The following is a 26,649-nucleotide window of genomic DNA, read 5'->3' on the forward strand; positions in this document are numbered from 1 at the left end:
AAGAGGTCTTTTCTGGCAGACTTTGTGTCCATGGGTGAATCGACTGTGACGCCATTGGAAGGCCGTGACCAGGCCCTTCCAGACCCCGTCACGGCCGTGCCCCGGCAGCGCCGCCTCGACCGGCTGCGCAGCCCCCGACGCCCCCGCCTCTGGTTCGAGATCCTTCTCATCGCGGTGAGCTACTGGACGTACTCACTGGTGCGCAACGCGGTCCCGGAACAGCGCGCCGAGGCGCTGCGCAACACGGACTGGATCTGGCGCGTGGAGCACAGCCTCGGCATCGCCGTGGAGGAGTCCGTCAACCACGCGGTGAACTCGGTGACCTGGCTCATCGTGGGCATGAACTACTACTACGCGACGCTGCACTTCATCGTCACGCTGACCGTCCTGGTCTGGCTGTACCGCAGCCATCCGGGGCGCTACGCGGCGACGCGCCTGGTGCTCTTCGCCACCACGGCCGTGGCCCTGGTCGGCTACTACCTGTACCCGCTGGCGCCTCCGCGGCTGATGCCGGGCGGTGACTTCGTCGACACGGTGATGGTCCACCAGACCTGGGGTTCGATGGCCTCCGGCGACCTCAAGCACATGTCGAACCAGTACGCGGCGATGCCGTCCATGCACATCGGCTGGTCCCTGTGGTGCGGTCTGACGGTGTTCGCGCTGGCCAGGCTGCCCTGGGTGCGCATCCTGGGCCTGCTCTACCCGACGGCGACCCTGGTGGTGATCGTCGCGACGGCCAACCACTTCTGGCTGGACGCCGTGGGCGGCTTCCTCTGCCTCGCGTTCGGCTTCGCGGTGGCCCGTGTCTGGTACGGAACCATGCCGTACGCCCTGCCGAGACGGGTGCCGCCGAAGGGGCAGGGCAGGCCCCTGCTCCCCACCAAGGCGTGACGCTCGGCGCAGTGGATTGACGCTCGGCGCGGTGGTCCGACGCTGGGCACCATGGATCGACGCTGAGCACCATGGCTCGACGCTGGGCGCCGCGGCTCGGCGCCATGGCTCGGCGCTCAACGCCACGGCTTCGGTCACCGCGCCCCGGCTCCGACCCTCGGCACCCCGACTCCGACCGTGCTCGTCGCGGCTTCGACACTGCGTGCCACGGGCTCTGCCCTGCGCACCCGGGTCCGACGCTCAGTGCTCTCCCCGGTGCACCACGTGTCCCCCGGTCACCGTGAGCCGCACCGGCGCCTCGGCCACCTCGTCCGCCGGGGCCGCGACCGGGTCGAGACCGAGCGCGGTGAGGTCGGCCCGGAAGCCGACGGCGACCCGGCCCGCCGATCCGCCCTCCCCCGCGGCCCGGGCGGCATGCGTGGTGCATCCCTCCAGCGCCTCCAGCCCGGTGAGCCCCGCCCGCGCCGAGGCCGCGCCCCGGGGCGCACGGGCGTCGGCCAGCACGCCCCGCACGTCGTACGGGGCGATGGGCCAGTCCGAACCCAGGGCGACCGTCGCGCCGGCGTCCCGCAGGTCCCGCAGCCGCCAGGCCCGCCCGGCCCGGCCCGCGCCCAGCCGACGGGACCACTCGTCGGTGCCGTCGGCCCGGGTGTACGCGGTGTGCGGCGGCTGCATCGACGCCGCCACGTCCAGCTCGGCGAACCGCGGCAGCAGGGCGTCGGGGACGGTCTCGATGTGCTCGACCCGGTGCCGTCCCCGGCCGCTCTCGCCGAGCCCGGCCACCACGTCGAGGACATGCCGGACGGCGGCGTCCCCGATGGCGTGGGTGGCGGTCCGTACGCCGGCCGCGTGCAGCTGCCGTACGGCGGCGGCGTAGGCGTCGGGGTCCGGCCAGAACGCGGCCGTCCCCTGTCCGTGACAGTCCGCGTGCTCCAGCCAGGCGGTGCCGCCCTCGACGGTCCCGTCCATGAAGAACTTGACCCCGTCGACCACCCAGTGCCGCCCGCCCCGCCCCTGCCGGGCGACGAGCTCCGCAAGGCCTGCTCCGTCGACCCCCGGCATGCACCAGGGCGCGAAGCGCAGCCGCAGCGGCAGGACGGTCTCCCGGGCCACCGCCGCGACCAGTTCCGGATCCCCGGCGTCCATGACGTGCGCCCCGGTCAGTCCGGTGGCCGCCATCGCGGCGAGCAGCTCGACCAGCCGCTCCCGCCGGACGGCGTAGGACGGCCGGGGCACGGCCCGCGCCACCAGATCCATCGCGGCGTGCTCGACGAGGTGCCCGGTGGGCCGTCCGCCGGCGTCGCAGACCACCTCCGAACGCTGGGCGAAGGTCCGCGCCCCGGTCACGCCGGCCATGGCGAGCGCCGCGCCGTCGGCGAGCGCGGAGTGCCCGTCGTACAGCCGCAGAAAGGCCGGAGCGCCTCCGAGTACGTCCTCCACGAGCGCCCGGTCGACGGCCCGCCCCTCGAACGCGTTGTGGTCGAGCCCGAACCCGACCACCCACCCGTCGACCCGCTCGGCACCGGCGAGGACCGACCGCAGCCCCGCCAGGTCCGTCACGCCCGACAGATCCACGCCGGTCGCCATGTCCAGCCCCCACACGGGATGGCTGTGCGCGTCCACCAGCCCGGGCACCAGGTGCGCGCCCGCCAGCGGGACGACCTCGGTGTCCGGCCCGCGCCAGTCGCGTACGTCGCTCTCGTCGCCGACCGCCACGATCGTCCCGTCGCGTACGGCGACGGCGGTGGCGTACGGCCGGGCGGGATCGAGGGTACGGACCTCGGCGCCGGCGAGGATCAGGTCGGGGGCGGTCATGACTCGGTGAACTCCTTCGCGGCGGGCGGGACTACGGACGGGGCGGGCTCCGCGGACTCCGCGGGCTGGACAGGCTCGGCGGGCTGGACAGGCTCGGCCGGCTCGGCCGCGAAGTTCGCGTAGACGAGGGGCCGTTCGCGGCGCAGCCACCACGCCAGACCGAGCCCCGCGACGAACACGGCGGGCGCGAGCACGATCAGGACGGTGTTGACCGCGCTGGAAGCCCCGGTGAACAGGTCGATATGGGTGACGACCAGCCCTGTCGCGGTGGCGAGCAGCGCGGCGGCGACGACCGGGGCGACGACCGTCCGCAGCACGCCCTCCTGGTGCCGCACCCGCCGGAAGTAGCAGGGCACGGCGATCGCGGCGAGCAGCTGGAGCACGAACAGCCCGATCATTCCCGGGGTGTTGACCCACAGCAGCAGCTGCCCGTACGGATCGGCGCCCGCCGCCCAGAACGCGAGCACGACGACCGCGCCGAGCACGGTCTGGGCGATGCCCGCCGCGTACGGGGAACGGTGCCGGGGGTGGATCCGCCCCAGCGCCCCGGGCAGGACGCCCTCCTCGGCGAGGGCGAGCGCGTACCGGTTGATGGCGTTGTGGAAGGCGAGGAGCGAGGCGATGACGCTGGTGACGATGAAGAGGTGCATGAGGTCGGCCGCCCAGCCGCCGACGTAGGTGGTGATGGCGGAGAAGAAGAGCCCGCCGGGGTCCTTGGCGGCGGCCGCGATCACCTCGTCGTTCCCGAAGGCCTGGATGACGATCCACACGATGAAGGCGTAGAAGAGCCCGAGGAAGGCGACGGCCGCGTACGTGGCGCGCGGCACCGTCCGCTCGGGGTCACGGGCCTCACGGCGGTAGATGACGGTCGACTCGAAGCCGGTGAAGGCGGCGAAGGCGAAGGCCAGGACGACGGCCGTGCCGGACACGAACACACTGCTCGGGGCGAACGACGCCCCCGACAGCCCGTGCGCGCCTCCCTTGACCAGCACACCTCCCGCGAGCAGCACCAGGATCCCGGTCTCGGCGACGAGCAGGACGCCGAGCAGCTTGGCGCCGAACTCGACGGAGCGGTAGCCGCCGTAGCCGATGAGCAGCAGGCCGGCGAGGGAGATCGGCAGCCAGGGGACGTCGGCGCCGAAGATCGCCTGCGCGGTGTCCCGGCCGGCGGTGCCGAGGAGGCCGTAGACGCCGATCTCCATGCCGTTGTAGCCGATCAGCGCGAGCAGCGCGGCGCCGATGCCGATGGGCCGGCCGAGGCCGCGGGTGATGTACGCGTAGAACGCGCCGCCGCTCTTCACATGGCGGCTCATGGTGGTGAAGCCGACGGCGAAGACGGCGAGGGTGATGCCGGCGATGAGGTAGCCGGCCGGCGCGCCGATGCCGCCGAGCAGGATCGCGAGCGGGGCGACGCCCGCCATGACGGTGAGCGGGGCGGCGGCGGAGACGACGAAGAAGGCGATGTCGGAGGTGCCGAGCGAACCTGAGCGGAGGGTGGCCGCGGGAGGCGGCGTTCTCCGCTCGGGGGTGGAGTCGGACATGGGGAAGCCCTTCGAGCGCGGCGGGACAGGAGGGTTCCGGGCGTGCGGGATGACCGGCGTTCCCGGGGCGGACGGAGTGCTGGGGCCGCCCCGGACCCGTAAATCTAAAGGCTTTCGGTTTCGGCAATGTAGCCTCCTCCTGGGCATCCGGGAAGCCCTTCTCGGACCTTCAGGGGGAGAGCACATCCATGGGACGGCCGCGCACACCGCTTCTCGACCGCGAGCGCATCACCACGACCGCGCTGCAACTCGTGGACGAGCAGGGCGACTTCAGCGTCCCGCAGATCGCGAAGCGGCTCGGGGTGCAGACCGGTTCGGTGTACCACCACGTGGACGGCCGGGACGGCATAGTGGAGCTCCTGCGGGAACGGGTCGCGGCCGCGATCGACCCGAAGACCCTGGACACCACCCCGTGGGACGCCGCCCTGGAGTCCTGGGCCCGCTCCTACCGGGCCGCGTTCGCCGCGCACCCCCGGGCGATCCCGCTCCTGATGACCTCACCGGTGCGGGCGCCCCGCGTCCTGGAGCAGTACGAAAGGGCGGTGACGCTCGTGCTGGACGCGGGTTTCGCGCCGCGCTCCGTGATGCCGCTGATCATCGCCCTGGAGAACCTGGTGCTGGGCTCGGCCCTGGACCTGGCGGCCCCCGAGACGATGTGGGAGCTGACCGAGGAGGGCGCGACCCCGCACCTGGCCGAGGCGCTGGCCGCGGTGGCCGACGGCCGGGCGGACCAGGCCTTCGAGGTGGGCCTGACGGGCCTCATGAACCACGCGCGGACCCTGCGGGCGGCCGCGACCGGGGCCGCATAGGCCAACCGGCCCGGCCCGGCCCGGCACGGCCACCGAGGCAGGCCGCCCGGCCGCCCGGCCGCACGGCACGGCCGACGAGGCAGGCCGCCCGGCTGCACGACCCGGCCGGCCACACGGCCCGGCCGACGAGGCACGGCCCGGCCCGGCCCGGCCGACGAGACATGCCCTCGCCGGCGGAGCATGGCCTCACCGGCGGCGCGCAAACCGTCGGCGCGCGGCCGGACCGGCTCCGCACGGCCCCTCACGACGCCCCCGCGGCCCCCTTCAGCGCGTCGATGAACGCGTCCAGCGCGGGTTGCGCGGGCGCCGTCTCCCGGACCACCGCCTGGATGGCCCGTACCGGCACCGGATCACGCACCTCCCGGACGACGACCCCCGGATGCCGGCTGCCGAGCCCCAGCCGCGGCACCAGACTCACGCCGAGCCCGGCGGCGACGAACCCCTGGGCGGTCACGTAGTCCTCGCTGTGCACCACGAACCGGGGCCGGAACCCGACCGCGGCACACGCGTCCAGCTGGGCGTCGAGGCAGGGCCCGGGCCACTCGCTCCCCACGAACGCCTCCTCGGCCAGCTCCGCCAGCCGCACACTCCGCCGCCCGGCGAGCCGGTGCCCGCGCGGCAGGACGGCGAGATAGGGATCGTCGAGCAGGTGCAGCAGCCGTACGCCGTTGGCCTGCCGCCCCTCCCGGCTCACCAGCAACGCCAGGTCGGCCCGCCCTTCGCGCACCTCAGCCAGCGGGTCCTCGGGATCGACCATCAGCTTCAGCTCGATCCGGACACCGGGATGCGCCTCGCGCAGCCGCGCCACGGCCGGCGCCACCAGCCCGGCCCCCGCGGTCGCGAAGTACCGCACCCCCAGCCGCCCGGTCCGCCCGGCGAGCAGGTCGGAGAGCGCCGTCTCGGCCTCGGCGACCTGCCGCCCGATGGCATCCGCGTACTCGGTGAGCAGCAGTCCGGCAGCCGTGGGCCGTACGCCCCGCCCGACCCGCTCCAGCAACGCGGCCCCCGCCTCCTTCTCCAGGGCGGCGATCTGCTGACTGACGGCGGACGGCGTGTACCCCAGCACCGCCGCGGCCCCCGTCACGGACCCGTTCCCCACGACCGCCCGCAGCACCTGCATCCGTCGCACATCAAGCATGCAGTACAGCTTAACGAATCATCCAGAACATTTCACTTGTCCTCACAGGTCGGGCGGACCACCGTAGGGACATGCCCCTCGCCTCCACGCTCCGCATGGCCGTGCTCGCCCTCTTCTGGGGCTCCGGCTTCCTCTGGATCAAGCTGGCCCTGACCCACGGCCTGACGCCCGCCCAGATCACCGTCGTCCGGTGCGCCCTGGGCACGGCCGTCCTGCTGCTCCTGGCCCGGCGGGCGGGCCAGCGCCTCCCCCGGTCCCGGACCACCTGGGGCCATCTCGCCGTGGCCGCCCTGTTCTGCAACGCGCTGCCCTTCGCCCTCTTCGCGCTCGGCGAGCAGCACCTCGACTCGGGCATCGCGGGCGTCCTCAACGCCACGACCCCCCTGTGGTCGCTCCTCATCGGCATCGGCCTGGGCACCGACCGCGCCCTGCGCCCCGTACGCCTGACCGGCCTCGTCCTGGGCTTCGCCGGCACGGTCCTGATCTTCGCCCCCTGGCACCACGAGGGCCTGCTCAGCCTGCCCGCCCTGTATCTGCTGGCCGCGGCGGCCAGCTACGCCGTGGCCTTCGCCTACATGGCCCGGCACCTGACGGCCTCGGAGACCCCCATGGCCATGTCGGCGGCCCAGCTCCTCGCCGCCACGGCCTGGAGCACCCTGGCCCTCCCCGCGGCCGGCCCCTTCCGTCCGGACGTCACCGCCCTGCTCGCCGTCGCCGCGCTCGGCGTCCTCGGCACGGGCGTGACCTTCTACCTCAACTACCGCCTGATAGCGGACGAGGGCCCCACCACGGCGGCGACGGTCGGCTACCTGCTCCCGGTCGTGTCGGTCGCGCTGGGCGCGGCGGTCCTGGACGAGCAGATCGGCGGACGCGTTCTCGCGGGCATGGCGGTGGTGCTGGTGGGCGTGGGACTGACCCGGCGGAACACGGCGCCGCGCACGCGCGGGTCGGCCGGTGCGCGACACGACGACGCGCCGCACGAAGCGCCGCACGACGCACATACGTCCGGGCCCGCCGGTGGGCCGTACGGCGGGATGACGGAGCCTGTCGCCCCGTTCCGTCGGCGGAGCTGAGCGACGGGGCGCGGTGTGCGACTCAGCCGCTGTAGAACAGCTCGTCCACCACGCCCCGGGCCCGGCGCGCGGTCCTGCGGTAGTCGTCGAGCATGTCGCCCACCCGGCCGGGCCCGTACCCGAGGTATCGCCCCACCGCGAGCAGTTCCCGGGGGCCGGACGGGAAGGTGTCCCCGGCCCGCCCGCGCACCAGCATCACCGCGTTGCGCACCCGGGTCGCCAGCACCCACGCCTCGTCCAGCGTCGCCGCGTCCTCGCCCGAGACGAGCCCGGCGTCGCGCGCGGCGGCGAGCGCCTCACGGGTGCGGGTGGTCCGCAGCCCCGGATGCGTGGAACCGTGCCGCATCTGGACCAGTTGCACCGTCCACTCGACGTCGGACAGGCCGCCCGGCCCGAGCTTGGTGTGCAGCTTCGGATCGGCGCCCCGGGGCATCCGCTCCGACTCCATCCGCGCCTTCAGCCGCCGGATCTCCCGCACGGCGTCCTCGCCGAGCCCGTCCGCCGGATACCGCAGAGGGTCGATCAGTTCGATGAAGCGACGCCCCAACTCCTCGTCCCCGGCGACGGCTTCGGCCCGCAGCAGCGCCTGCGACTCCCAACCGAGCGACCAGCGCCGGTAGTAGGCCTCGTACGACTTCAACGTGCGCACGAGCGGCCCCGACTTGCCCTCCGGACGCAGGTCGGCGTCGATGAGCAGCGGCGGATCGGCGCTGGGGATCTGGAGCAGCCGGCGCATCTCGGAGACGACCTTGTTCGCGGCCTCCGCCGCCTCGCGCTCGTCGACGCCGTCCCGGGGCTCGTGCACGAACAGGACGTCCGCGTCGGAGCCGTAGCCCAGTTCATGACCGCCGAAGCGGCCCATGCCGATGACGGCGAAACACGTCGGAAGGGTGTCGCCCCAGCCGTCCCGCACGACCGCGCGCAGCGTGCCGGCCAGCGTGGCCGCCGTGAGGTCGGAGACGGCCCCGCCCACCAGGTCCACGAGCGCGCCCTGATCCGCCTCGACCGGCTGCGCCTCCGTGCCGTAGGAGGCGACGATGTCGGCGGCGGACGTACGGAACAGCTCACGGCGGCGGACCCCACGCGCCGCGGTGACCGCCTGCACCACGCCGTCGGCCCGTCGCACCGCGGCGAGTATCTCCTGCTCCAACTGCGCCCGCCCGCGCGGCTCGAGCCCCCCGCCGTCCCCGTCGCCGAGCAGCGCCACCGCCTCCGGCGCACGCATCAGCAGATCGGGGGCGAGCCGCCCGGCGGACAGCACCCGCGCGAGGTTCTCCGCCGCGGCGCCCTCGTCCCGCAGCAGGCGCAGATACCAGGGCGTCTTGCCGAGCGCGTCCGACACCTTGCGGAAGTTGAGCAGACCGGCGTCCGGGTCGGCGGAGTCCGCGAACCAGCCCAGCAGAACCGGCAGCAGGGTGCGCTGGATGGCCGCCTTGCGCGTGACACCCGAGGCCAGCGCCTCCAGGTGACGCAGCGCGGACGCGGGGTCGGCGTACCCGAGCGCGACCAGCCGCTCCCGGGCCGCCTTCGGGCTCAACCGGGTCTCACCGGGGGCGAGTTGGGCGACCGCGTCGAGCAACGGCCGGTAGAACAGCTTCTCGTGCAGCCGACGCACCACGGCGGCGTGCCGCTTCCACTCCTGGCCGAGCTCGGCGACCGGGTCGGTGCGCAGTCCGAGCGAACGGCCCAGCCGCCGCAGGTCGGTCTCGGCCTCGGGGACCAGATGGGTCCGCCGCAGCCGGTAGAGCTGGATCCGATGCTCCATGGACCGCAGGAACCGGTACGCGGCGTCCAGTTGCTCGGCGTCGGCGCGTCCGACGTATCCCCCCGCGGCGAGCGCCTGGAGGGCGTCGAGCGTGGTGCCGCTCCGCAACGACGCGTCGGCCCGCCCGTGCACGAGCTGCAACAGCTGCACGGCGAACTCGACGTCCCGCAGCCCACCGGGCCCGAGCTTCAGTTCCCGCTCGACCTCGGCGACCGGGATGTTCTCGACGACCCGCCGCCGCATCTTCTGCACGTCGACGACGAAGTTCTCGCGTTCGGCGGCCTGCCACACCAGGGGCCCCACGGCGGCGACGTACTCGGCCCCGAGTGCCAGGTCGCCGGCCACCGGCCGTGCCTTCAACAGGGCCTGGAACTCCCAGGTCTTGGCCCACCGCTGGTAGTAGGCGAGATGGCTGGACAGCGTCCGCACCAGCGGCCCGTTGCGCCCCTCGGGCCGCAGATTGGCGTCGACGGGCCAGATGGACCCTTCCACGGTGGTCTCGGAGCAGATCCGCATCAGATGCGCGGCCAGTTTGGCGGCGGCCCGCAGCGCCTTGCCCTCGTCGGCCCCGTCGACGGCCTCCCCCACGAAGATCACGTCGACGTCGGACACATAGTTCAGCTCATGGCCGCCGCACTTGCCCATCGCGATGACGGCGAGCCGGCACAACGCGGCGTCCTCGGGCGCGGCGGCCCGGGCGAGGCCCAGGGCGGCCCGCAGTGTGGCGGTGGCCAGATCGGCGAGCTCGGCGGCGGTCTCGGCGAGCTCGGTCGTCCCGCACACGTCACGGGCCGCGATGGACAGCAGGCAGCGCCGGTAGGCGACGCGCAGCGACACGGGGTCCCCGGCCTCGGCCAGGCCCCGCTCGAACTCCTCCACGCCGGGATGCAGGTCCCGCGGCTCGTACGTGACCAGCACCTCCCAGTCCCGGGGATGCCGGGCGAGGTGGTCGGCGAGGGCGGCGGACGCCCCCAGCACCCCCAGCAGCCGGTCGCGCAGCGGCTTGGCCGCTATCAGCGTGTCGAGCAGCTCCCGGCGGGCGGTGGGCCCGGGCTGGGCCTCCAGCAGCCGGACGAGACCGTGCAGGGCGAGATCGGGATCGGCGGTGCCGCCGAGGGCCTCCAGCAGAAAGGGATCGTTGCGCACCGGCGACAGCTCGGGCCCGTCCAGGAGCCGCTCGGCGGCGGAGGGGTCGGTGAAGCCGTGCCGCAGCAGCCGTGTGAAGGTGCTGCTCCTGCGCCCCGGCGCCATCATCCCCGGCCCTCCCTCGGATCAAGGTCGTACGCACCTGAGCGTAACCCGCGCCTTTCGGTGGCGCCCCGGCCCGGTTTCCGGTTCTGTGGTACTTCGGGTTCTGCGGGACTCGGATTCTGCGGGTTCCTGCGGAGCCTCGGGTACTGCGGGGCTCGGGTCCTGGGGAGCTTCGGGTCCTGGGGAGCTTCGGGTCCTGCGGGGCTTCGGTTGGGTGAAGAGCGACGGCCGCGACAATGGAGTCAAGGGAGTCACACCATGGACATGACCCTAGAGGTGATCCTGCTGCCGGTGTCCGATGTGGACCGGGCCAAGGAGTTCTACCGCGACAAGGTCGGCTTCCACGTCGACCTCGACGGCGAGGTCATGGAGGGCGTACGGATCGTCCAGCTCACCCCACCCGGCTCCGGCTGTTCGATCGCCCTGGTCGACGGCCTCCAGGTCCCGACGGGAACCCCGCAGCCGGGCACGTACCACGGCATGCAGCTCTGCGTGACGGACGCGAAGGCCGCGCACGAGGAACTGACGGCCCGCGGCCTGGACGTCACGGAACCCCAGCAGTTCGCCCCGCAGGACGGAGCGACCTTCATGTACTTCAAGGATCCCGACGGCAACGGCTGGGCGATCCAGGAGTACCGCCGCCGGGAGACGGAACCGCTCCACCAGGTCCTGGCGCGGCTGAAGGCCCAATAGGACCCCGGCAAGGACGCGGGGCCGTGCCGACCGATCCGAGGACGGTCCTCCGGCAGGCGCGCCAGGGGCCGGTGCCGGAGGACTGGCGCGTCTTCACCAAGAAGCGCGGGAAAGTCTCCGGGTTCCTGCGCGGGACCTCGCACGACCCGGACCCGTTGCTGGTCGTCACCCCGGACGGCGCCATCGAGTACGCGAGCGAGGACAAGCCGCTGACGATCGTCGATTTCCGTGATCTGACCGGGATCACGCTCCGAGTGAACGGACAGAGCTTCTCGGACAGTTCCCGGGTGAGTCTCGCCGTATGGATCGACCTGGCCCACCGCGACGGCAGGAAGACGAAGTGGCGCTCCACGTCCTTCGCGAACGACCTGCCGTCGATCCAGGCCTTCATCGAAGCGTACGGCGCCCACCAGGCCCTCCGAACCCGCTGAGCCCCGGTGGTCCAGGGGCGGTGTGACGCCACGAGGGGCCGACGGTTCGTGACCGTCGGCCCCTCGTGGTGTCGTGGCGGGGAAACCGCGCTGACCTGTGCTTACAGCACCGGCAGGTTCTTGCGGAGTTCGAAGGCGGTGACCTCGCTGCGGTACTCCTCCCACTCCGCCTTCTTGTTGCGGAGGAAGAAGTCGAAGACGTGTTCGCCGAGGGTCTCGGCGACGAGGTCGCTGCGCTCCATCAGGCCCAGGGCCTCGCCGAGGTTCTGCGGGAGGGGCTCGATGCCCATCGCGCGGCGTTCGGCGTCGGACAGGGCCCAGACGTCGTCCTCGGCGCCCGGCGGAAGCTCGTAGCCCTCCTCGACGCCCTTGAGGCCGGCGGCGAGGAGCATGGCGTACGCCAGGTACGGGTTGGTGCCGGAGTCGAGGGAGCGGACCTCGATGCGCGCGGAGCCCGTCTTGCCGGGCTTGTACATCGGCACGCGGACCAGCGCGGAGCGGTTGTTGTGGCCCCAGCAGATGTACGACGGCGCCTCGCCGCCCGCACCGGCCGTGCGCTCGGAGCCGCCCCAGATGCGCTTGTAGGAGTTGACCCACTGGTTGGTGACGGCGGCGATCTCGGCGGCGTGCTTCAGCAGGCCGGCGATGAAGGACCGGCCGACCTTGGAGAGCTGGTACTCCGCGCCCGACTCGTAGAACGCGTTGCGGTCGCCCTCGAAGAGGGAGAGGTGCGTGTGCATTCCGCTGCCCGGGTACTCCGAGAACGGCTTCGGCATGAAGGTGGCCTGCACGCCCTGCTCCAGCGCGACCTGCTTCATGATCAGCCGGAAGGTCATGATGTTGTCGGCCGTGGAGAGCGCGTCCGCGTAGCGCAGGTCGATCTCCTGCTGGCCGGGGGCGCCCTCGTGGTGGGAGAACTCGACCGAGATGCCCATCGACTCGAGCATGGTGATCGCCTGGCGCCGGAAGTCCTGGCCGACGTTCTGCGGGGTGTGGTCGAAGTAGCCGGAGTTGTCGGCCGGGGTCGGGCGGGAGCCGTCGGTCGGCTTGTTCTTCAGCAGGAAGAACTCGATCTCGGGGTGCGTGTAGAACGTGAAGCCCAGGTCGGAGGCGCGCGCCAGGGCGCGCTTCAGCACGTACCTCGGGTCGGCGAAGGACGGGGAGCCGTCCGGCATAAGGATGTCGCAGAACATGCGGGCCGTACCGGGGGCCTCCGCCCGCCAGGGCAGTACCTGGAAGGTGGACGGATCCGGCTTGGCGATCATGTCGGACTCGTAGACCCGGGCGAAGCCCTCGATCGCGGAGCCGTCGAAGCCGATGCCCTCGTCGAAGGCCTGTTCGAGCTCGGCCGGGGCCACGGCGACGGACTTGAGGAAGCCCAGCACGTCCGTGAACCACAGCCGTACGAACCGGATGTCGCGCTCCTCCAACGTCCGGAGCACGAACTCCTGCTGCTTGTCCATCTTGCGCTTCCCCATCCTTGCTGGTCAGGCCGCCTGTTTCCCGTCCCACGGAGAGGCGGTCGGGCACCTGAGCATCACACCACAACACCATTTCGTGCGCGTTGCCGACCATGATCGCCTCGGCGACCCGGGCCTGAACGCCTCACGTCCGGCAGATGTACCGCCTTCACGACAGGTGTACTGCTCTGCCGCCCATCTTGCCTGCTCGCACCGACATCCGTAATGCCCCACCCCCTCCGTCCCTCCTCGCCCATTTAATTTGCATCTCAGATGCAACTTTAACTAGCGTGCCGGACAGCAGAACACCGAGTGAGCTTTGAGGAGCCCCGATGCTGTCCGAACAGTCCGCTGCCACCGTCCGCGCGACCCTCCCCGCCGTGGGCGCGGCCATCGGTGAGATCACCGAGCGCTTCTACGCCGGCCTCTTCGCGGCGCATCCGGAACTCCTCCGCGACCTGTTCAACCGCGGCAACCAGGCGGCGGGCACCCAGCGCCAGGCGCTGGCCGGGTCCATAGCCGCCTTCGCCACGCGTCTCGTCGAGCCCGCGCCGGATCGCCCTCACGGCGACGCCGGGAGCCGTCCGCAGGACCGCCCCGACGCGATGCTCACCCGTATCGCCCACAAGCACGCCTCCCTCGGCATCGCGCCCGAGCAGTACGAGGTCGTCCACGAGCACCTCTTCGCCGCCATCACCGACGTCCTGGGCGAGGCGGTCACCCCCGAGGTCGCCGCGGCCTGGGACGAGGTCTACTGGCTGATGGCGAACGCGCTGATCGCGATCGAGCGCCGCCTGTACGAGGAGAGCGGGGGCGACGCGTGGCGCGAGTGGGAGGTCGTGGAACGCGTCCGGGAGACCGAGGACGTCGTCACCTTCGGCCTGCGCCCGGTCGACGGCGCGCCGGTGCGGGACTTCCGCGCGGGCCAGTACGTGTCCGTCCGCGCCCAGCTGCCCGACGGCGCACACCAGATACGGCAGTACAGCCTGTCCGGCGCACCGGGGGCCGAGGTGCGCCGGATCAGCGTCAAGCGGGTGTCCGGCGGGGCGACGACACCGGAGGGCGAGGTCTCGAACCACCTCCACGCGCGCGTGCGTGAGGGCAGCGTGCTGGAGCTCTCCGAGCCGTACGGCGACCTCGTCCTCGACGACGCCCCGGGAACCCCGCTGCTCCTCGCCTCGGCCGGCATCGGCGTCACCCCGATCGTGGCGATGCTCGCCCACCTCGGCGCCACCGGCCACGACGCGCCGGTCACGGTCGTCCACGCCGACCGCTCCCCCGCGGACCACGCCCTGCGCACGGACCACGAGGCGTACGCGGCGAAGCTGCCGGACGCCTCGGTGCACCTCTGGTACGAGCGGGAGGCCCCGGCACACGCCCGGACGGGCCTGGCCGACCTCACGGACGTCACCGTCGCGCCGGGCACGCGCGCGTACCTGTGCGGTCCGCTGCCGTTCATGCGGGCCGTGCGGGCGCAGCTGATCGAGAAGGGGGTCGCCCCGGCGGACGTGCACTACGAGGTGTTCGGCCCGGACCTGTGGCTGGCCCGGGCCTGAGCCACGTGAGCGGCGGCCCGGCTCAGCTCCACGCCCGCGACAGGCTCCGTGTGACGACCGCGCTGAGGATCCGCACGCCGTGCGTCGAACCGGGGTCGAGGCCGGTGAGCTCCCGCACCCGGCGAAGGCGGTAGTCCAGGGTGCGCGGGTGGACGTTGAGGGCCGTCGCCGCAAAGCCGCGGTGCATGTCGTGGCGGTAGTAGGCGTCGAGGGTGACGAGCAGGTCCGGGCCCGGCCGCAGGTTCCGGGCCACCGCACGGAGCCATTCGTCGACGAACGGCACGTCCGCGACCGTGAGTTCGACGAAGACGTCCGCGAGGGTGTGCGGCCGCAGCCGGGTCGACGCCCGCCGCAACGGGGCCGCCCTGCTGATCCGCCGGGCCAGGTCAAGGGCGCCGGAGAGCTCGGACAGGGGGGCGGCGGCGGTACCGGCGGCGCAGGGGCGGCCGAGGGCCTGGGCGAAGTCCCGCAAGAGGCCGGGGACAAGATCCGGTACCAGGTCGTCGGATCGAGGGGCCTGCGCGAGGACGGGCGGCGGGGCCGGCACGAGGTCGGGCAGGCGGGACGACGGTTCGGAGTCCGGCGGGCGGGACGACGGCACGAGGTCGCGCGCAGGGTCAGGCGCGAGGCCATGTGTAAGCCCGGGTGCGGCGTGCGGCCCTGCGGGACCGGCAGGACCTGCGGGATCGGCGGAACCGGTACCGGCAGGACCGGCGAGACCGGTACCGGCAGAACCGGCGGAACCCGTACCGGCAGGACCGGCGAGACCGGTACCGGCAGAACCCGTACCGGCAGGACCGGCGGATCCGATACCGGCGGGACCGGGAACCAGGACGATCAACTCGCCGCCCCCGCCTCCTCTCCCGCCTCCTCTCCCGCCTCCTCCCCCGCCTTCTCCCTCGCCCCTGCCCTCGCCTCCGCCTCCGCCCCCGCGCTCCGGGCACCAGGTGACCGGCACCCCGTGCGTCTTCACCAGCGCCTCGATCTCGTTCTCCAGGTCGCGGTCGCCGGCCGGGCGGTCCGGCACCCGGATCACCGTCACCGTGTAGTGGTCGGCCAGTTCCATGCCCGCGACCAGGGCGAGCTCCTCCGCCGCGGGGTCCTCGGCCAGCAACGACCGCGCCAGCAGCGAGACCTGCTCGACGTAGGGCATCCGGCGCCGCAGCACCGTCACGAAGCCCTCGCGGTAGGCGCCGATGCCGCGCTCGCCCTGCGGGGCGAACCAGCTCATGATCCGCATGAGTTCCTCGACGTGGCCGCCGCGCTGGGCCTCCGTCGCCTCGTTGATCTCGCGCAGCATGAGCGCGGTGTGCACGCGCAGTACCCGCTGGCGCGACTCCAGCGACATGCCCGACCCGGCGCGTGCCGCACCCATCGACGTGATGTAGCCGAGGTCGTCCTCGGTCAACCCGCCGTTCTCCGGTGCCAGTTCGACCGTGCGGCGCCTGAACCACACCGCGTACTCCAGCGTCTCGGCCCTGGCCCGGGAGTTCATGTCCAGGGACCCGAGCTCCGGAATCTCGCGCACGTATGTCTCCACCTCGCGGCGCGCGTTGGCCGTCGCCTGCCGGGCCAGCTCGCCGAAGAGACTCCCCATGGGCGTGAGCATGCCATCGCAGTCGTGAGCGTCGACAGACGAAAACCGGACGGGCGTTTATCAATCCGGGTGAATTGATGAAGGATGTGCCGACGTCACGTTTGTCACTCTTCACAAAGTTCCTGAATCAGGGCGTACTTGTCGCCGGATCCGCTTGTGAGGCCGCCGCGGCCTGGGCTTAATGGGAACCGCGCGGCCGCCCACGGGGGATCACTTCGGTCCGGCGGACAGTTCGGCACGACGGTCGACGCAGTCGGCACCGTCGGCGCAAACCACGTGGTCAACGCATTCCATCGCTGTTCAGCGACGCCCAGGACGCCTTATGACGCTGCCGTTTCACCGCCCGTTCCGCAACAACTCGGCAGCCACGCGGCAGCCACTCTGCATTGACTCGACAGCGACTCGAGGTAATGACGTTCTTTCAAACGGGAGGAAGACAAAAGTGAAAGCAGGGACCAGAAAGAAATTGGCGGCGACGGTCGCCATGATTTCCGCGGCGACCGCGCTCATGGTCGGCGCGCCCGGCTCCGGCTCCGCCGCCGGCGCCGTCCCCAGCCTGCGGGCGTTCGGGATCACCGGGGACGGCACGCTGATGGCCACGTTCACCACCGACAAGCCGCAGGTGCTCGACTGGGTCCGGCTCGTCACCGGGCTCAGTGGCGACACCAAGCTGCTCGGGATCGACCACCGGGTGCAGAACGGCCTCCTGTACGGCCTCGGCGACAAGGGCGGGATCTACACGATCAAGACCCCGCCGGCCACCACCGACGTCGTCGTCACCAAGGTCTCGCAACTCCAGGTCGCGCTCTACGGCACGACCTTCGACATCGACTTCAACCCGGCGGCCGACCGGCTCCGGGTGATCAGCGACTACGGCCAGAACCTGCGGCACAACCTCAACGACCACACCACGGCCGCCGACACCGCCCTGAACATCCCGCCGGCCACCGCGACGGTGCAGGGCGTGACCGCCGCGGGGTACACCAACAACGACCTGGTGGGGTCCACCGGGGCGACCCTGATCGACGTCGACACGCTCAACGACCAGGTCGTCATCCAGTCGCCGCCCAACGAGGGCAACCTCGTCACGACCGGTCTGCTCGGCTTCGACGCCGGTGTCAACGCGGGCCTGGACATCTTCAGCTATCTGACCAACGGCAAGACGACCTCGTACGCCGCCTTCGCCACGCTCACGCCGTACGGCGCGAGCACTCCGTCGCTGTACAGCCTCGACATCCTCACCGGCGACACGACGGCCGTCGGCCAGTTCCCCCTGAACATCACGGACCTGGCCATCACCATCTCCGGGACCTGATCCCACCCGGACGACCGGCCCGGACGACCCACCCCGGACGACCGACCCGAACGACCCGCCCGACGACCGGCCCCGGACCACCCGTCCTGCGCCCTGCCCTACGCCCGTCCGTCCTCGTCCGCCCTCGCCGCGGCCCGGCTGCTCCCGGACCGCGGCGAGCCCGTGCTCGCGTCGAGCGGGGAACGGCCGGGGCGTGACGCGCGCGGCCCGGCTCAGTACGGCCGCGGTATCTCGTGCTCGTCCAACGCGGTGCCGTAGCGCTCCAGCATGGCGTCGAGGCCGGCCAGCAGAAGCCCGGCGGTGTCGCGGGCGTCGCCCAGGTCACCGCGGTCGCACGCCTCGACCAGCTCGGCCATGTCGGTGCGGAGGATGTGCAGGGAGTCGCCCTGCACCAGAACCCCGGGGAAGCGCCGGCCGGGCAGGCGGACTACGGCGTTGTTGCCGCCGGCGGTGAAGAGCTCTGCTTCGATGCGTTCCATCGGGCCATCCAATCCGGCCCGGCGATGCGGCTACAACCGCATTGCAGGGGGAAAGCGTGAAGGACGGGGCGGACAAGGCCCGGAAACCGTGGCTGACGTGGGGGGGAGTCACGGATCCCCGCCGCCCCGCGCGACGCCGGTGGAATCAGGCGAACCTCGAGATCCCCAGCAGCAGCGGCCCCGTGGGTTCCGCCACGATGTCCGCGACCGTGATCGGGTCCAGGGACGCGAAGAACGCCTCCTGGGCCTGACGCAGGGCGCCGCGCAGCCGGCAGGCCGAGGCCAGGGGGCAGGGGATGGCGCCCTCGCAGTCGACGACGTCGCCGTCCCCCTCGAAGGCGCGGACCACGGTACCGACGGACGCCGCGCGGCCCCGGTCGGTGAGAGTCAGGCCGCCGCCCCGGCCGCGACGGGCCTCCAGCAGGCCCATGTGCTGCAGCTCGGCCACGACCTTGGCCGCATGGGTGTAGGGCACCTCCATGGCGGCCGCCACATCACGGGTCGTCGGGGTGGCTTCCGGGGTGTCGCCCGCCACCGCGAGTCGCATGAGGACGCGCAGTGCCAGGTCGGTGGATCGCAACAGCCGCATGGGAGGAAGCGTAGATAATGCGCATCTCCCGTTCAAATTATCCGCCCGCCCGCCCCGGCCCGGCCCGCCCGACCCGGCCCGCTCGCCCCGGCCCGCCCGGCCCAACCCGCTCACCCCGGCCCACGCAAGCCTGCCCCCTCACCCTGCTCCCTCACCCCGCCCCCTCACCCCCCGCCACCTCGCCCCGCCCCCTTGGCCGTGACCGTCGCCCTTCTCTTGGCTGTGACCTGTCTACGGCTTTCCCGTCGCCCCCATTACGATCAGCGGACTCGAACACCCCGACCGTCCCGCCCCTTTTCCCGAAGGACAGGCCTCATGGGTTCCGCCAACACGACCGGCAACGGCAACGCGGCGCGCAAGGCGCGCATAGAGGAGATGCGGCGGGCCGAGCAGGTCCGGGAGCGGCGTAACCGGTTTCTCATCATCGGCGGCAGTGTCGTCGCCGTGGTCGCGCTGGTCGCCGGTGGCGTGTTCGTCGTGAAGTCGCAGTCCGGCGACGACAAGGACACCGCAGCCGACGGCAAGGCGGCCTCGGGGCACTTCGTCACGGGTGCGGACGGGGTCAGGACGTGGAAGGGCACGCTCGGGCGTACCCACGTCACCAAGACCGTGAAGTACCCGACCGAGCCCCCCGTCGGCGGGGATCACCACCAGGTCTGGATGAACTGCAACGGTGACGTCTACACCAAGGCCGTCGACAACATGAACGCCGTGCACTCGCTCGAGCACGGCGCGGTCTGGGTGACGTACAACAGCAAGGCGGCCAAGGCCGACGTCGAGGCCCTCGCCGCCAAGGTCAGGAAGACGCCCTACACGCTCATGAGCCCGGACGACGCCCAGGCCGACCCCGTCATGCTCACCGCGTGGGGGCACCAGCGCACGGTGACGGGCGCGGGCGACGCGAACCTGGACAAGTTCTTCGAGAAGTTCGTGCAGGGCGAGCAGACCCCCGAGCCGGGCGCCGCGTGCACGGGTGGTCTGTCGCAGTGAGGTACGCGGGAGTGGCGGTAGCCGTGGCCGGAGTGCTCGTCGCCGCCGGGGCCGTCACCTGCTCCGTCGCCGAGGACGGCGCGGCGGACACCGCGCCGCCCGCCGCCGGCTCGGCCGACGCCGGGTTCGCCCGGGACATGGCGGTGCACCACCAGCAGGCTGTCGAGATGTCGTACATCGTGCGGGACCGGACGGCCGACGAGGACGTCCGGCGGCTCGCCTACGACATCGCGCAGACGCAGGCCAACCAGCGCGGCATGCTGCTCGGGTGGCTGGACCTCTGGGGCCTGCCGAAGGTGTCGTCCGACGGGCCCATGTCCTGGATGGGCATGGGCGGGAGGGGTGGCGAGGACGGTGCGCTCATGCCCGGCATGGCCACCGACACCGAGCTGAGGAAGCTCGGCACGCTCGACGGCAGGCAGGCCGAGGTCCTCTACCTCCAGCTCATGACCGACCACCACAAGGGCGGCATCCACATGGCCGAGGGGTGTGTCGCCCGGTGCACGGTCACGGTGGAGAAGCGGCTCGCGCAGGGCATGGTCGAGGCGCAGCAGTCGGAGATCGACCTGATGACGGACATGCTGAAGGCGCGAGGGGCCAAGCCGTAACGCCGGTCCCGGCGCGGCTCGTCACGCACACCTCGACCCAACCCATAGGGTTTTCCCTCGATTTCACGGACGTTTCCGTCAAATCAGCCCAGCAAGCGGTCACTTGGGCGCTTCTTGGTTTTCGCATTCCCCTGGCATGAAGCGTTCGTCGCAAGAGTGGCCCGCACGTCGAGTGATCTACTCGCGTCGAACCACATACAGGGGGTCCTATGAGATCCAACCGCGCCGCGCTGCGCGCCGGAGCGAGCATGGCAGCGACACTGCCCATGATCGCCGGCGCGCTGGCGCTCGGCATACCCGCCGCGCACGCCGCGGACGGCCCGACCCGTGACACGCTGGCCGGGACCAGGCCCGCGTGGGCCACGGCCAAGGCGGACAAGGGCTCGACCTCGGACAGCGCCCAGGTCTCCGCCCGCGTCTACCTCGCGGGACGGGACGCCGCGGGCCTCGCCGCGTACGCGAAGTCCGTGTCCGACCCCGCCTCGCCCGCCTACGGCACGTATCTCTCCGCCCAGCAGGCCCGGTCCCGCTTCGGCGCGACCGCGGCCCAGGTGGCGGCGGTCAGGTCGTGGCTGACGGCGGCCGGTCTGAAGGTCACCGGCACGACGCAGCACTATGTGTCCGTCAGCGGTGACGTGGCCGCCGCCGAGAAGGCGTTCGGCACCCAGCTGCACAACTACACCAAGGGCAGCAGGACCTACCGCGCGCCGTCGAAGTCGGCCTCGGCTCCCGCGAGCCTGGACGGCGCCGTCCTGACCGTCACCGGCCTGGACAACGCGCCGCACAAGGCCGCGGCCAAGGAGCAGCTCCCGCCGCCGGACGCGGTGTTCAAGAACTCCGGGCCGTTCTCCTCGTACTACGGCTCCAACACCGCGAGCACCCTCCCCTCGGCGTACGGCAAGAAGATCCCGTACGCCGTGCAGGGGTACACCGGCAAGCAGCTGCGGGCCGCGTACGGCGCGGGCGGCTACACGGGCAAGGGGGTGCGCGTCGCCATCACCGACGCGTACGCCTCGCCGACGATCGCCTACGACGCGGCCACCTACGCGAAGGCGCACGGCGACGCGCGCTGGAAGACCGGGCAGCTGACCCAGGTCCTGCCGGCGGACTACACGCGGACCGAGGAGTGCGGGGCGGCCGGCTGGTACGGCGAGGAGACCCTCGACGTCGAGGCCGTGCACGCGGTCGCGCCGGCCGCGAACGTCACGTACGTGGGCGCCGCCTCCTGCTACGACGACGATCTGCTCGACTCGCTCAGCAAGATCGTCGACAACCACCTGGCCGACATCGTCTCCAACTCGTGGGGAGACATCGAGGCCAACCAGACGCCGGACCTCGCGGCCGCCTACGACCAGGTCTTCCAGTTCGGCGCGGTCGAGGGAATCGGTTTCTACTTCTCCTCCGGCGACAACGGCGACGAGGTCGCCAACACCGGCACGAAGCAGGTCGACACCCCGGCCAACTCCGCGTGGGTGACGGCGGTCGGCGGTACCTCGCTGGCGGTCGGCAAGAACGACAAGTACCTGTGGGAGACCGGCTGGGGCACCGACAAGGCCTCGCTGTCGGCCGACGGCAAGAGCTGGACGGACTTCCCGGGCGCGTACACCTCGGGTGCGGGCGGCGGCACGAGCAGGACGGTCGCCGAGCCGTATTACCAGAAGGGTGTCGTCCCGAAGGCGCTCGCCACGGCGAACAGCGCCGCCGGCAACCGCGTCGTCCCGGACATCTCGGCGATCGCCGACCCGAACACCGGGTTCCGGGTCGGCCAGACCCAGACCTTCGCGGACGGGACCGAGCAGTACAGCGAGTACCGGATCGGCGGCACCTCGCTGGCCGCGCCGGTCATCGCGGCCGTGCAGGCCCTGGGCCAGGAGGCGCGCGGCGGCAGGGCGATCGGCTTCGCCAACCCGTCGATCTACTCCAAGTACGGCTCGCGGGTCTACCACGACGTCACGGACAACCCGACCGGGTCCGGGCTCGCGGTCGCGCGCGTCGACTTCACCAACGGCTACGACGCGACGGACGGGCTGCTGACCTCCGTCCGCAGTCTCGGCAAGGACAGTTCGCTGTCCGCCGTGAAGGGCTATGACGACGTCACCGGTGTGGGTACACCCGCAAGCGGTTACGTGGAGTCGTACCGCCGGCGCTGAGCAGGTCGTCCGCGTGCGGTGCGTGTGACGCGGACGACGGGGGGCGTGGGGTATCCGACACCCCGCGCCCCCCATCGCGTCGCATTGACGATTACACTGATGCGCGTGCCTCAACTTCGTCTCGCTCTGAACCAGATCGACTCGCGCGTCGGCGACCTCGTCGGCAACACCGAAACGATCCTCCGCTGGACCCGGCACTCCGCCGAGCAGGGAGCGCATCTCGTGGCGTTCCCGGAGATGGCGCTGACCGGGTATCCCGTCGAGGACCTCGCCCTGCGCTCCTCGTTCGTCGAGGCCTCCCGCACGGCCCTGCGCGAGCTCGCCGTCCGCCTCGCCGACGAGGGCTTCGGCGAACTGCCGGTGGTCGTCGGCTTCCTCGACCGGTCCGAGGGCGGCCGGCCCAAGTTCGGCCGCCCGGCCGGCTCCCCGCGCAACGCGGCGGCGGTGCTGCACGGCGGCGAGGTGATCCTCTCCTTCGCCAAGCACCACCTGCCCAACTACGGCGTCTTCGACGAGTTCCGCTACTTCGTGCCGGGCGACACCATGCCGGTGCTGCGGGTGCGTGGCGTCGACGTGGCCCTCGCGATCTGCGAGGACCTCTGGCAGGACGGCGGCCGGGTCCCCGCGGCGCGCTCCGCCGAGGCCGGTCTGCTGCTGTCCATCAACGCCTCCCCCTACGAGCGCGACAAGGACGACACCCGTCTGGAACTGGTCCGCAAGCGGGCCCAGGAGGCCGGCTGCACCACCGCCTACCTCGCGATGATCGGCGGGCAGGACGAGCTGGTCTTCGACGGCGACTCGATCGTCGTCGACCGCGACGGCGAGGTCGTGGCGCGGGCGCCGCAGTTCTCCGAAGGGTGCGTGGTCCTGGACCTCGACCTGCCCGCGGCCTCGGCCGACGCGCCCACCGGCGTGGTGGACGACGGTCTGCGCATCGACCGCGTCGTGGTGTCGCAGGACCCCGTCGCGGCGTACGAGCCCGAGCTGAGCGGCGGGTACGCGGAGCGGCTCGACGACGCCGAGGAGATCTACTCGGCGCTGGTCGTGGGACTGCGCGCGTACGTCGCGAAGAACGGCTTCCGTTCGGTGCTCATCGGCCTGTCGGGCGGTATCGACTCGGCGCTCGTCGCGGCGATCGCGTGCGACGCGCTGGGCGCGCAGAACGTGTACGGCGTGTCGATGCCGTCGAAGTACTCCTCCGAGCACTCGAAGGGCGACGCGGCGGAGCTGGCGCGCCGGACGGGCCTGAACTTCCGCACGGTCCCGATCGAGCCGATGTTCGACGCGTACATGGGCTCGCTCGGCCTGACCGGTCTGGCGGAGGAGAACCTCCAGTCGCGGCTGCGCGGAACCCTGCTGATGGCCGTCTCCAACCAGGAGGGCCACATCGTCCTCGCCCCCGGCAACAAGTCGGAGCTGGCGGTCGGCTACTCGACGCTGTACGGCGACTCGGTCGGCGCGTACGGCCCCATCAAGGACGTCTACAAGACGTGGATCTTCCGGCTCGCCGAGTGGCGCAACCGAGCCGCGGCGGAGCGGGGCCAGACCCCGCCGATCCCCGAGAACTCGATCACCAAGCCGCCGAGCGCGGAGCTGCGCCCCGGCCAGGTCGACACCGACTCGCTCCCGGACTACCCCGTCCTGGACGCGATCCTCGAGCTGTACGTCGACCGGGACCAGGGCGCGGACGCGATCGTCGCGGCGGGCTACGACCGTGAGCTGGTCGTCAAGACCCTGCGCATGGTGGACACCGCCGAGTACAAGCGGCGCCAGTACCCGCCGGGCACGAAGATCTCGGCGAAGGGCTTCGGCAAGGACCGCCGTCTGCCCATCACGAACGGCTGGCGCGAGTCGGTGTGACCGCCGCCCCCGGAGCCGCGAAACAGGTTGCGGCCGACCCGGGCGGTGCCTCTACGGTGGCGCGGTGACGACTCAGGTGATCGTGCTGAACGGCGGCTCCAGCTCGGGCAAGTCCGGGATCGTCCGGTGTCTCCAGGCGGTCCTGCCGGATCCGTGGCTCGCCTTCGGGGTGGACTCGCTGGTCGAGGCCCTGCCCCCGGCCATGCGGGCCTCGGACGCGGGGATCGGGTTCACGGCGGACGGCGGGGTGAACGTCGGGACCGGGTTCCGGACGCTCCAGACGGCGTGGCAGGAGGGGGTCGCCGCGACGGTCCGGGCGGGCGCCCGGGTCGTCGTCGACGACGTCTTCCTCGGCGGAGCCGCGTCCCAGCGGGAGTGGCGGAAGGCCCTCGCCGGGCTGGACGTGCTCTGGGTGGGCGTCCGGTGCGAGAGCGCGGTCGCCGCGGGCCGCGAACTCGCCCGCGGGGACCGGGCCCCGGGCATGGCGGCGTCCCAGGCGGACCTGGTCCACCGGGGCGTGCTCTACGACCTCGAGGTGGACACCACCCGCACCGAGTCCCTGGACTGCGCGCGGGCCGTCGCCGCCCTGACCACCTGACCCACGGCGCCGGTGCCGGCCGCGGACAGCGGGCTGTCCCGGGCGGCGGCGCGGACCCGATGCGCCGATCGCGGGGGTGTCAGCGCAGGGCTGCCTCGCCCGCGCGTACGGCGCGCAGGGCGCGGTCGGCCGTCTCCTGGTTCTCGCCGACCGGAGCCACGTAGTCGAGGACGGCGCGCGCGGCGTCCTCGCCGAGCGTCCGGGTGATCACCCATGTGGCGAGGTACTGCGACGCCAGGCAGCCGCCCGCCGTGGCGATGTTCCCCTCGGTGTGGAACGGCGTGTCCAGCACGGTGACGCCGCAGGCCTCGACGAAGGGCCGGCTCTTGCTGTCCGTGCAGGCCGGCATGTCACCCAGCAGCCCGAGCCGGGCGAGCACCAGCGCCCCGGAGCACTGCGCGCCGATGAGCTGCCGCGAGGGGTCGAGCGGCAGCCTGGAGACGATCCGGTCGTCGGCGACCACGTCCCGGGTCCGCACCCCGCTGCCGATCAGCACGACGTCGGCCTCGGCCACGAACTCCATGGGGCGCTGCCCGCTCACCTCGACGCCGTTCATCGACGTGACCACCGGCGTCGGCGTCGTGACGAAGGCCTCCAGGCCGTCCCGACGGCACCGGTTGATCAGCGCGGAGGCGATGAAGCTGTCGAGCTCGTTGAACCCGTCGAAAGTGACCACGGCTACCTGCATGTCGACTCCTCCGCACCCGGGAACGGACCGTCAGTCTTTCCTGGGGTGCCGCAGCCGGTCGAGGGCCGATCGGCGGCCGGTGGCCTGGCCGTCACCGACGTCGCCGCCACCGACGTCAGTGACGCACCCCCGCCTCCGCCGTCCGCGGCACATGCGTCGCGACGACGCGCTCGCGGCCGGTGGTCCGCGGGGTGCGGCGGGCGTCGACCGCGGCGGCGATGCCCGCCACGGCCAGGCCCAGGGCCGCCAGGACCGCTCCCGCGAGCGCGGGTGAGGTCGCGCCGAAGCCGGCCGCGAGGGCCAGGCCGCCGAGCCAGGCACCGCCGGCGTTGGCCATGTTGAACGCGGCCTGGTTGGCGGAGGAGGCCAGCGAGGGGCCCGCGGCGGCCTTCTCCATCACCATCAGGTTGAGCGGCGAACCCGTCACGAACGCCGCCACGCCGAGCAGGACCACGGCCAGCGCGCCGCCCCACGCCGTGGTCATCAGCAGCGGGAACAGGGCCAGGACGACCACCAGGGACGTCAGGCCGGCGAACAGGGTCGGGCGCATCGCGTGGTCGGCGAGGCGGCCGCCCAGCAGGTTGCCGATCGTCGCGCCGACGCCGAACAGCGCGAGCAGCAGCGTCACGCTGGAGTCGGCGTAGCCGGCGGAGTCGGTCAGCATCGGGGTGATGTAGCTGTAGGCGGAGAACAGGGCGCCGAAGCCGGCCACGGTCGTGCCGAGGGCCAGCCATACCGGCAGCGAGCGCAGGGCCGCCAGCTCGCGGCGCAGCCCGACGGCGGGCGCGTGGGTGTGGTCGCGCGGGATGAGCAGGGCCAGGGAGGCGATCGCCGCCAGGCCGATCACGCCGACGCCGAGGAAGGTCGCGCGCCAGCCGAGGTGCTGGCCCATGAGGGTGGCGACGGGGACGCCCGCGACGTTGGCGACGGTGAGGCCGAGGAACATCAGCGACACCGAGCGGGCCTTGCGCTCCGGGGCGACCATGTTGGTGGCGACCACCGCGCCGACGCCGAAGAACGCGCCGTGCGGGAGACCGCTGAGGAAGCGGGCGGCCAGCAGGGAGTCGTAGCCGGGGGCGAAGGCCGACAGGGCGTTGCCCACGACGAACAGCCCCATCAGGGAGATCAGGACGGTCCGGCGGGACATCCTCGCCGTCACCGCGGCCAGCAGCGGCGCGCCGATGACGACGCCGAGCGCGTAAGCGGAGACGAGGTGTCCGGCCGTCGGGATCGAGACATGCAGGTCGTCCGCGACGTCGGGCAGCAGGCCCATCATCACGAACTCCGTGGTGCCGATTCCGAAGGCACCCACGGCCAGGGCGAGCAGGGCCAGGGGCATGGAGAACTTGCCT

Annotated in this window: 22 protein-coding genes; 12 read left to right on the top strand and 10 right to left on the bottom strand. The window is 72.3% G+C overall.

Going from position 1 to position 26,649, the window contains the following annotated elements; genetic code table 11:
* The first annotated feature begins 30 nt into the window (after window positions 1-30).
* Window positions 31-891: a phosphatase PAP2 family protein gene (locus ABT070_RS01260; RefSeq protein ID WP_351752935.1), complete on the top strand. Its 861-nt coding sequence runs from the start codon at window positions 31-33 to the stop codon at window positions 889-891.
* Window positions 892-1,131: 240 nt separating this feature from the next.
* On the opposite strand, the gene ABT070_RS01265 is transcribed toward ABT070_RS01260, so the two are convergent.
* Together ABT070_RS01265 and ABT070_RS01270 are read right to left on the bottom strand one after the other, a co-directional pair.
* Window positions 1,132-2,706 carry an amidohydrolase gene (locus ABT070_RS01265; RefSeq protein ID WP_351752938.1) on the bottom strand — a complete coding sequence of 525 codons (1,575 nt, stop codon included), beginning with the start codon at window positions 2,704-2,706 and terminating at the stop codon, window positions 1,132-1,134.
* Window positions 2,703-4,247 carry an APC family permease gene (locus ABT070_RS01270; RefSeq protein ID WP_351752941.1) on the bottom strand — a complete coding sequence of 515 codons (1,545 nt, stop codon included), beginning with the start codon at window positions 4,245-4,247 and terminating at the stop codon, window positions 2,703-2,705. Before ABT070_RS01270 ends, ABT070_RS01265 begins: the two co-directional genes overlap by 4 nt.
* Before the next feature lie 188 nt (window positions 4,248-4,435).
* Here ABT070_RS01270 and ABT070_RS01275 point away from each other — a divergent pair, with 188 nt between their 5' ends.
* Complete coding sequence (locus ABT070_RS01275; protein WP_351752943.1) at window positions 4,436-5,056, top strand: TetR/AcrR family transcriptional regulator; 621 nt, start codon at window positions 4,436-4,438, stop codon at window positions 5,054-5,056.
* A 241-nt stretch (window positions 5,057-5,297) separates the two neighbouring features.
* On the opposite strand, the gene ABT070_RS01280 is transcribed toward ABT070_RS01275, so the two are convergent.
* A complete protein-coding gene (locus ABT070_RS01280) occupies window positions 5,298-6,194 on the bottom strand; it encodes a LysR family transcriptional regulator (RefSeq protein ID WP_351752946.1) in 897 nt (298 codons plus the stop codon).
* A 71-nt stretch (window positions 6,195-6,265) separates the two neighbouring features.
* Here ABT070_RS01280 and ABT070_RS01285 point away from each other — a divergent pair, with 71 nt between their 5' ends.
* The gene (locus tag ABT070_RS01285; protein WP_351752949.1) at window positions 6,266-7,267 is read left to right on the top strand and encodes a DMT family transporter; all 1,002 of its coding nucleotides are present in this window, start codon (window positions 6,266-6,268) and stop codon (window positions 7,265-7,267) included.
* Between the two features lie 22 nt (window positions 7,268-7,289).
* On the opposite strand, the gene ABT070_RS01290 is transcribed toward ABT070_RS01285, so the two are convergent.
* Entirely contained in the window at window positions 7,290-10,286 is a 2,997-nt protein-coding gene (locus ABT070_RS01290) for a bifunctional [glutamine synthetase] adenylyltransferase/[glutamine synthetase]-adenylyl-L-tyrosine phosphorylase (protein ID WP_351752951.1), read from the bottom strand.
* A gap of 255 nt (window positions 10,287-10,541) precedes the next feature.
* Between ABT070_RS01290 and ABT070_RS01295 the strand changes: the two genes are divergently transcribed.
* Both ABT070_RS01295 and ABT070_RS01300 read left to right on the top strand, forming a co-directional pair.
* Window positions 10,542-10,976 carry a VOC family protein gene (locus tag ABT070_RS01295; RefSeq protein ID WP_351752954.1) on the top strand — a complete coding sequence of 145 codons (435 nt, stop codon included), beginning with the start codon at window positions 10,542-10,544 and terminating at the stop codon, window positions 10,974-10,976.
* A 23-nt stretch (window positions 10,977-10,999) separates the two neighbouring features.
* On the top strand, window positions 11,000-11,407 hold the full coding sequence (locus tag ABT070_RS01300) for a hypothetical protein (protein ID WP_351752957.1): 408 nt from the start codon (window positions 11,000-11,002) through the stop codon (window positions 11,405-11,407).
* A gap of 101 nt (window positions 11,408-11,508) precedes the next feature.
* Here the strand turns inward: ABT070_RS01300 and glnA2 are convergent, their stop codons facing one another.
* Window positions 11,509-12,870: a gamma-glutamylpolyamine synthetase GlnA2 gene (gene glnA2 / locus ABT070_RS01305; RefSeq protein ID WP_351752960.1), complete on the bottom strand. Its 1,362-nt coding sequence runs from the start codon at window positions 12,868-12,870 to the stop codon at window positions 11,509-11,511.
* Between the two features lie 329 nt (window positions 12,871-13,199).
* Between glnA2 and ABT070_RS01310 the strand changes: the two genes are divergently transcribed.
* Entirely contained in the window at window positions 13,200-14,423 is a 1,224-nt protein-coding gene (locus ABT070_RS01310) for a globin domain-containing protein (RefSeq protein WP_351752963.1), read from the top strand.
* A gap of 22 nt (window positions 14,424-14,445) precedes the next feature.
* Here the strand turns inward: ABT070_RS01310 and ABT070_RS01315 are convergent, their stop codons facing one another.
* On the bottom strand, window positions 14,446-16,020 hold the full coding sequence (locus tag ABT070_RS01315) for a PucR family transcriptional regulator (protein ID WP_351752966.1): 1,575 nt from the start codon (window positions 16,018-16,020) through the stop codon (window positions 14,446-14,448).
* A gap of 484 nt (window positions 16,021-16,504) precedes the next feature.
* On the opposite strand from ABT070_RS01315, the gene ABT070_RS01320 reads away from it, so the two are divergent.
* Window positions 16,505-17,335 carry a DUF4394 domain-containing protein gene (locus ABT070_RS01320; protein ID WP_351752969.1) on the top strand — a complete coding sequence of 277 codons (831 nt, stop codon included), beginning with the start codon at window positions 16,505-16,507 and terminating at the stop codon, window positions 17,333-17,335.
* Between the two features lie 212 nt (window positions 17,336-17,547).
* Here the strand turns inward: ABT070_RS01320 and ABT070_RS01325 are convergent, their stop codons facing one another.
* Together ABT070_RS01325 and ABT070_RS01330 are read right to left on the bottom strand one after the other, a co-directional pair.
* Window positions 17,548-17,814, bottom strand: coding sequence for a DUF6959 family protein (locus ABT070_RS01325; protein ID WP_351752971.1), 267 nt, complete (start codon window positions 17,812-17,814; stop codon window positions 17,548-17,550).
* A 145-nt stretch (window positions 17,815-17,959) separates the two neighbouring features.
* Window positions 17,960-18,403 (bottom strand): RrF2 family transcriptional regulator, encoded by a 444-nt coding sequence (locus tag ABT070_RS01330; protein WP_351752973.1) that lies wholly within the window; start codon window positions 18,401-18,403, stop codon window positions 17,960-17,962.
* A 315-nt stretch (window positions 18,404-18,718) separates the two neighbouring features.
* On the opposite strand from ABT070_RS01330, the gene ABT070_RS01335 reads away from it, so the two are divergent.
* The 5 genes from ABT070_RS01335 to cpt all read left to right on the top strand — a co-directional run bounded on the left by ABT070_RS01335 (window position 18,719) and on the right by cpt (window position 24,609).
* Entirely contained in the window at window positions 18,719-19,393 is a 675-nt protein-coding gene (locus tag ABT070_RS01335) for a thioredoxin-like domain-containing protein (protein WP_351752976.1), read from the top strand.
* A gap of 11 nt (window positions 19,394-19,404) precedes the next feature.
* Window positions 19,405-20,001 (top strand): DUF305 domain-containing protein, encoded by a 597-nt coding sequence (locus ABT070_RS01340; RefSeq protein ID WP_351752979.1) that lies wholly within the window; start codon window positions 19,405-19,407, stop codon window positions 19,999-20,001.
* 209 nt (window positions 20,002-20,210) lie between these two features.
* Window positions 20,211-22,151 (top strand): S53 family peptidase, encoded by a 1,941-nt coding sequence (locus ABT070_RS01345; RefSeq protein WP_351752982.1) that lies wholly within the window; start codon window positions 20,211-20,213, stop codon window positions 22,149-22,151.
* A 105-nt stretch (window positions 22,152-22,256) separates the two neighbouring features.
* Window positions 22,257-24,011 (top strand): NAD+ synthase, encoded by a 1,755-nt coding sequence (locus ABT070_RS01350; protein ID WP_351752985.1) that lies wholly within the window; start codon window positions 22,257-22,259, stop codon window positions 24,009-24,011.
* 64 nt (window positions 24,012-24,075) lie between these two features.
* Entirely contained in the window at window positions 24,076-24,609 is a 534-nt protein-coding gene (cpt, locus tag ABT070_RS01355) for a chloramphenicol phosphotransferase CPT (protein ID WP_351752987.1), read from the top strand.
* 79 nt (window positions 24,610-24,688) lie between these two features.
* On the opposite strand, the gene ABT070_RS01360 is transcribed toward cpt, so the two are convergent.
* Both ABT070_RS01360 and ABT070_RS01365 read right to left on the bottom strand, forming a co-directional pair.
* Window positions 24,689-25,297, bottom strand: a complete 609-nt coding sequence (locus ABT070_RS01360; RefSeq protein ID WP_351752990.1) for a DJ-1/PfpI family protein — start codon at window positions 25,295-25,297, stop codon at window positions 24,689-24,691.
* Window positions 25,298-25,412: 115 nt separating this feature from the next.
* Window positions 25,413-26,636 (bottom strand): MFS transporter, encoded by a 1,224-nt coding sequence (locus ABT070_RS01365; protein ID WP_351752993.1) that lies wholly within the window; start codon window positions 26,634-26,636, stop codon window positions 25,413-25,415.
* Window positions 26,637-26,649 lie beyond the last annotated feature (13 nt).

Origin of the sequence: Streptomyces sp. NPDC002884, assembly GCF_040295245.1 — a bacterium.
In the GTDB taxonomy this organism is placed as follows: Bacteria; Actinomycetota; Actinomycetes; order Streptomycetales; family Streptomycetaceae; genus Streptomyces.

Bases quoted from the DNA above. Each gene is read 5' to 3' on its own strand.
- ABT070_RS01260 (WP_351752935.1), top strand. From the start codon at position 31: ATGGGTGAATCGACTGTGACGCCATTGGAAGGCCGTGACCAGGCCCTT.
- ABT070_RS01265 (WP_351752938.1), bottom strand. From the start codon at position 2,706: ATGACCGCCCCCGACCTGATCCTCGCCGGCGCCGAGGTCCGTACCCTC.
- ABT070_RS01270 (WP_351752941.1), bottom strand. From the start codon at position 4,247: ATGTCCGACTCCACCCCCGAGCGGAGAACGCCGCCTCCCGCGGCCACC.
- ABT070_RS01275 (WP_351752943.1), top strand. From the start codon at position 4,436: ATGGGACGGCCGCGCACACCGCTTCTCGACCGCGAGCGCATCACCACG.
- ABT070_RS01280 (WP_351752946.1), bottom strand. From the start codon at position 6,194: ATGCTTGATGTGCGACGGATGCAGGTGCTGCGGGCGGTCGTGGGGAAC.
- ABT070_RS01285 (WP_351752949.1), top strand. From the start codon at position 6,266: ATGCCCCTCGCCTCCACGCTCCGCATGGCCGTGCTCGCCCTCTTCTGG.
- ABT070_RS01290 (WP_351752951.1), bottom strand. From the start codon at position 10,286: ATGATGGCGCCGGGGCGCAGGAGCAGCACCTTCACACGGCTGCTGCGG.
- ABT070_RS01295 (WP_351752954.1), top strand. From the start codon at position 10,542: ATGGACATGACCCTAGAGGTGATCCTGCTGCCGGTGTCCGATGTGGAC.
- glnA2 (WP_351752960.1), bottom strand. From the start codon at position 12,870: ATGGACAAGCAGCAGGAGTTCGTGCTCCGGACGTTGGAGGAGCGCGAC.
- ABT070_RS01310 (WP_351752963.1), top strand. From the start codon at position 13,200: ATGCTGTCCGAACAGTCCGCTGCCACCGTCCGCGCGACCCTCCCCGCC.
- ABT070_RS01315 (WP_351752966.1), bottom strand. From the start codon at position 16,020: ATGGGGAGTCTCTTCGGCGAGCTGGCCCGGCAGGCGACGGCCAACGCG.
- ABT070_RS01320 (WP_351752969.1), top strand. From the start codon at position 16,505: ATGATTTCCGCGGCGACCGCGCTCATGGTCGGCGCGCCCGGCTCCGGC.
- ABT070_RS01325 (WP_351752971.1), bottom strand. From the start codon at position 17,814: ATGGAACGCATCGAAGCAGAGCTCTTCACCGCCGGCGGCAACAACGCC.
- ABT070_RS01330 (WP_351752973.1), bottom strand. From the start codon at position 18,403: ATGCGGCTGTTGCGATCCACCGACCTGGCACTGCGCGTCCTCATGCGA.
- ABT070_RS01335 (WP_351752976.1), top strand. From the start codon at position 18,719: ATGGGTTCCGCCAACACGACCGGCAACGGCAACGCGGCGCGCAAGGCG.
- ABT070_RS01345 (WP_351752982.1), top strand. From the start codon at position 20,211: ATGAGATCCAACCGCGCCGCGCTGCGCGCCGGAGCGAGCATGGCAGCG.
- ABT070_RS01360 (WP_351752990.1), bottom strand. From the start codon at position 25,297: ATGCAGGTAGCCGTGGTCACTTTCGACGGGTTCAACGAGCTCGACAGC.
- ABT070_RS01365 (WP_351752993.1), bottom strand. From the start codon at position 26,636: ATGCCCCTGGCCCTGCTCGCCCTGGCCGTGGGTGCCTTCGGAATCGGC.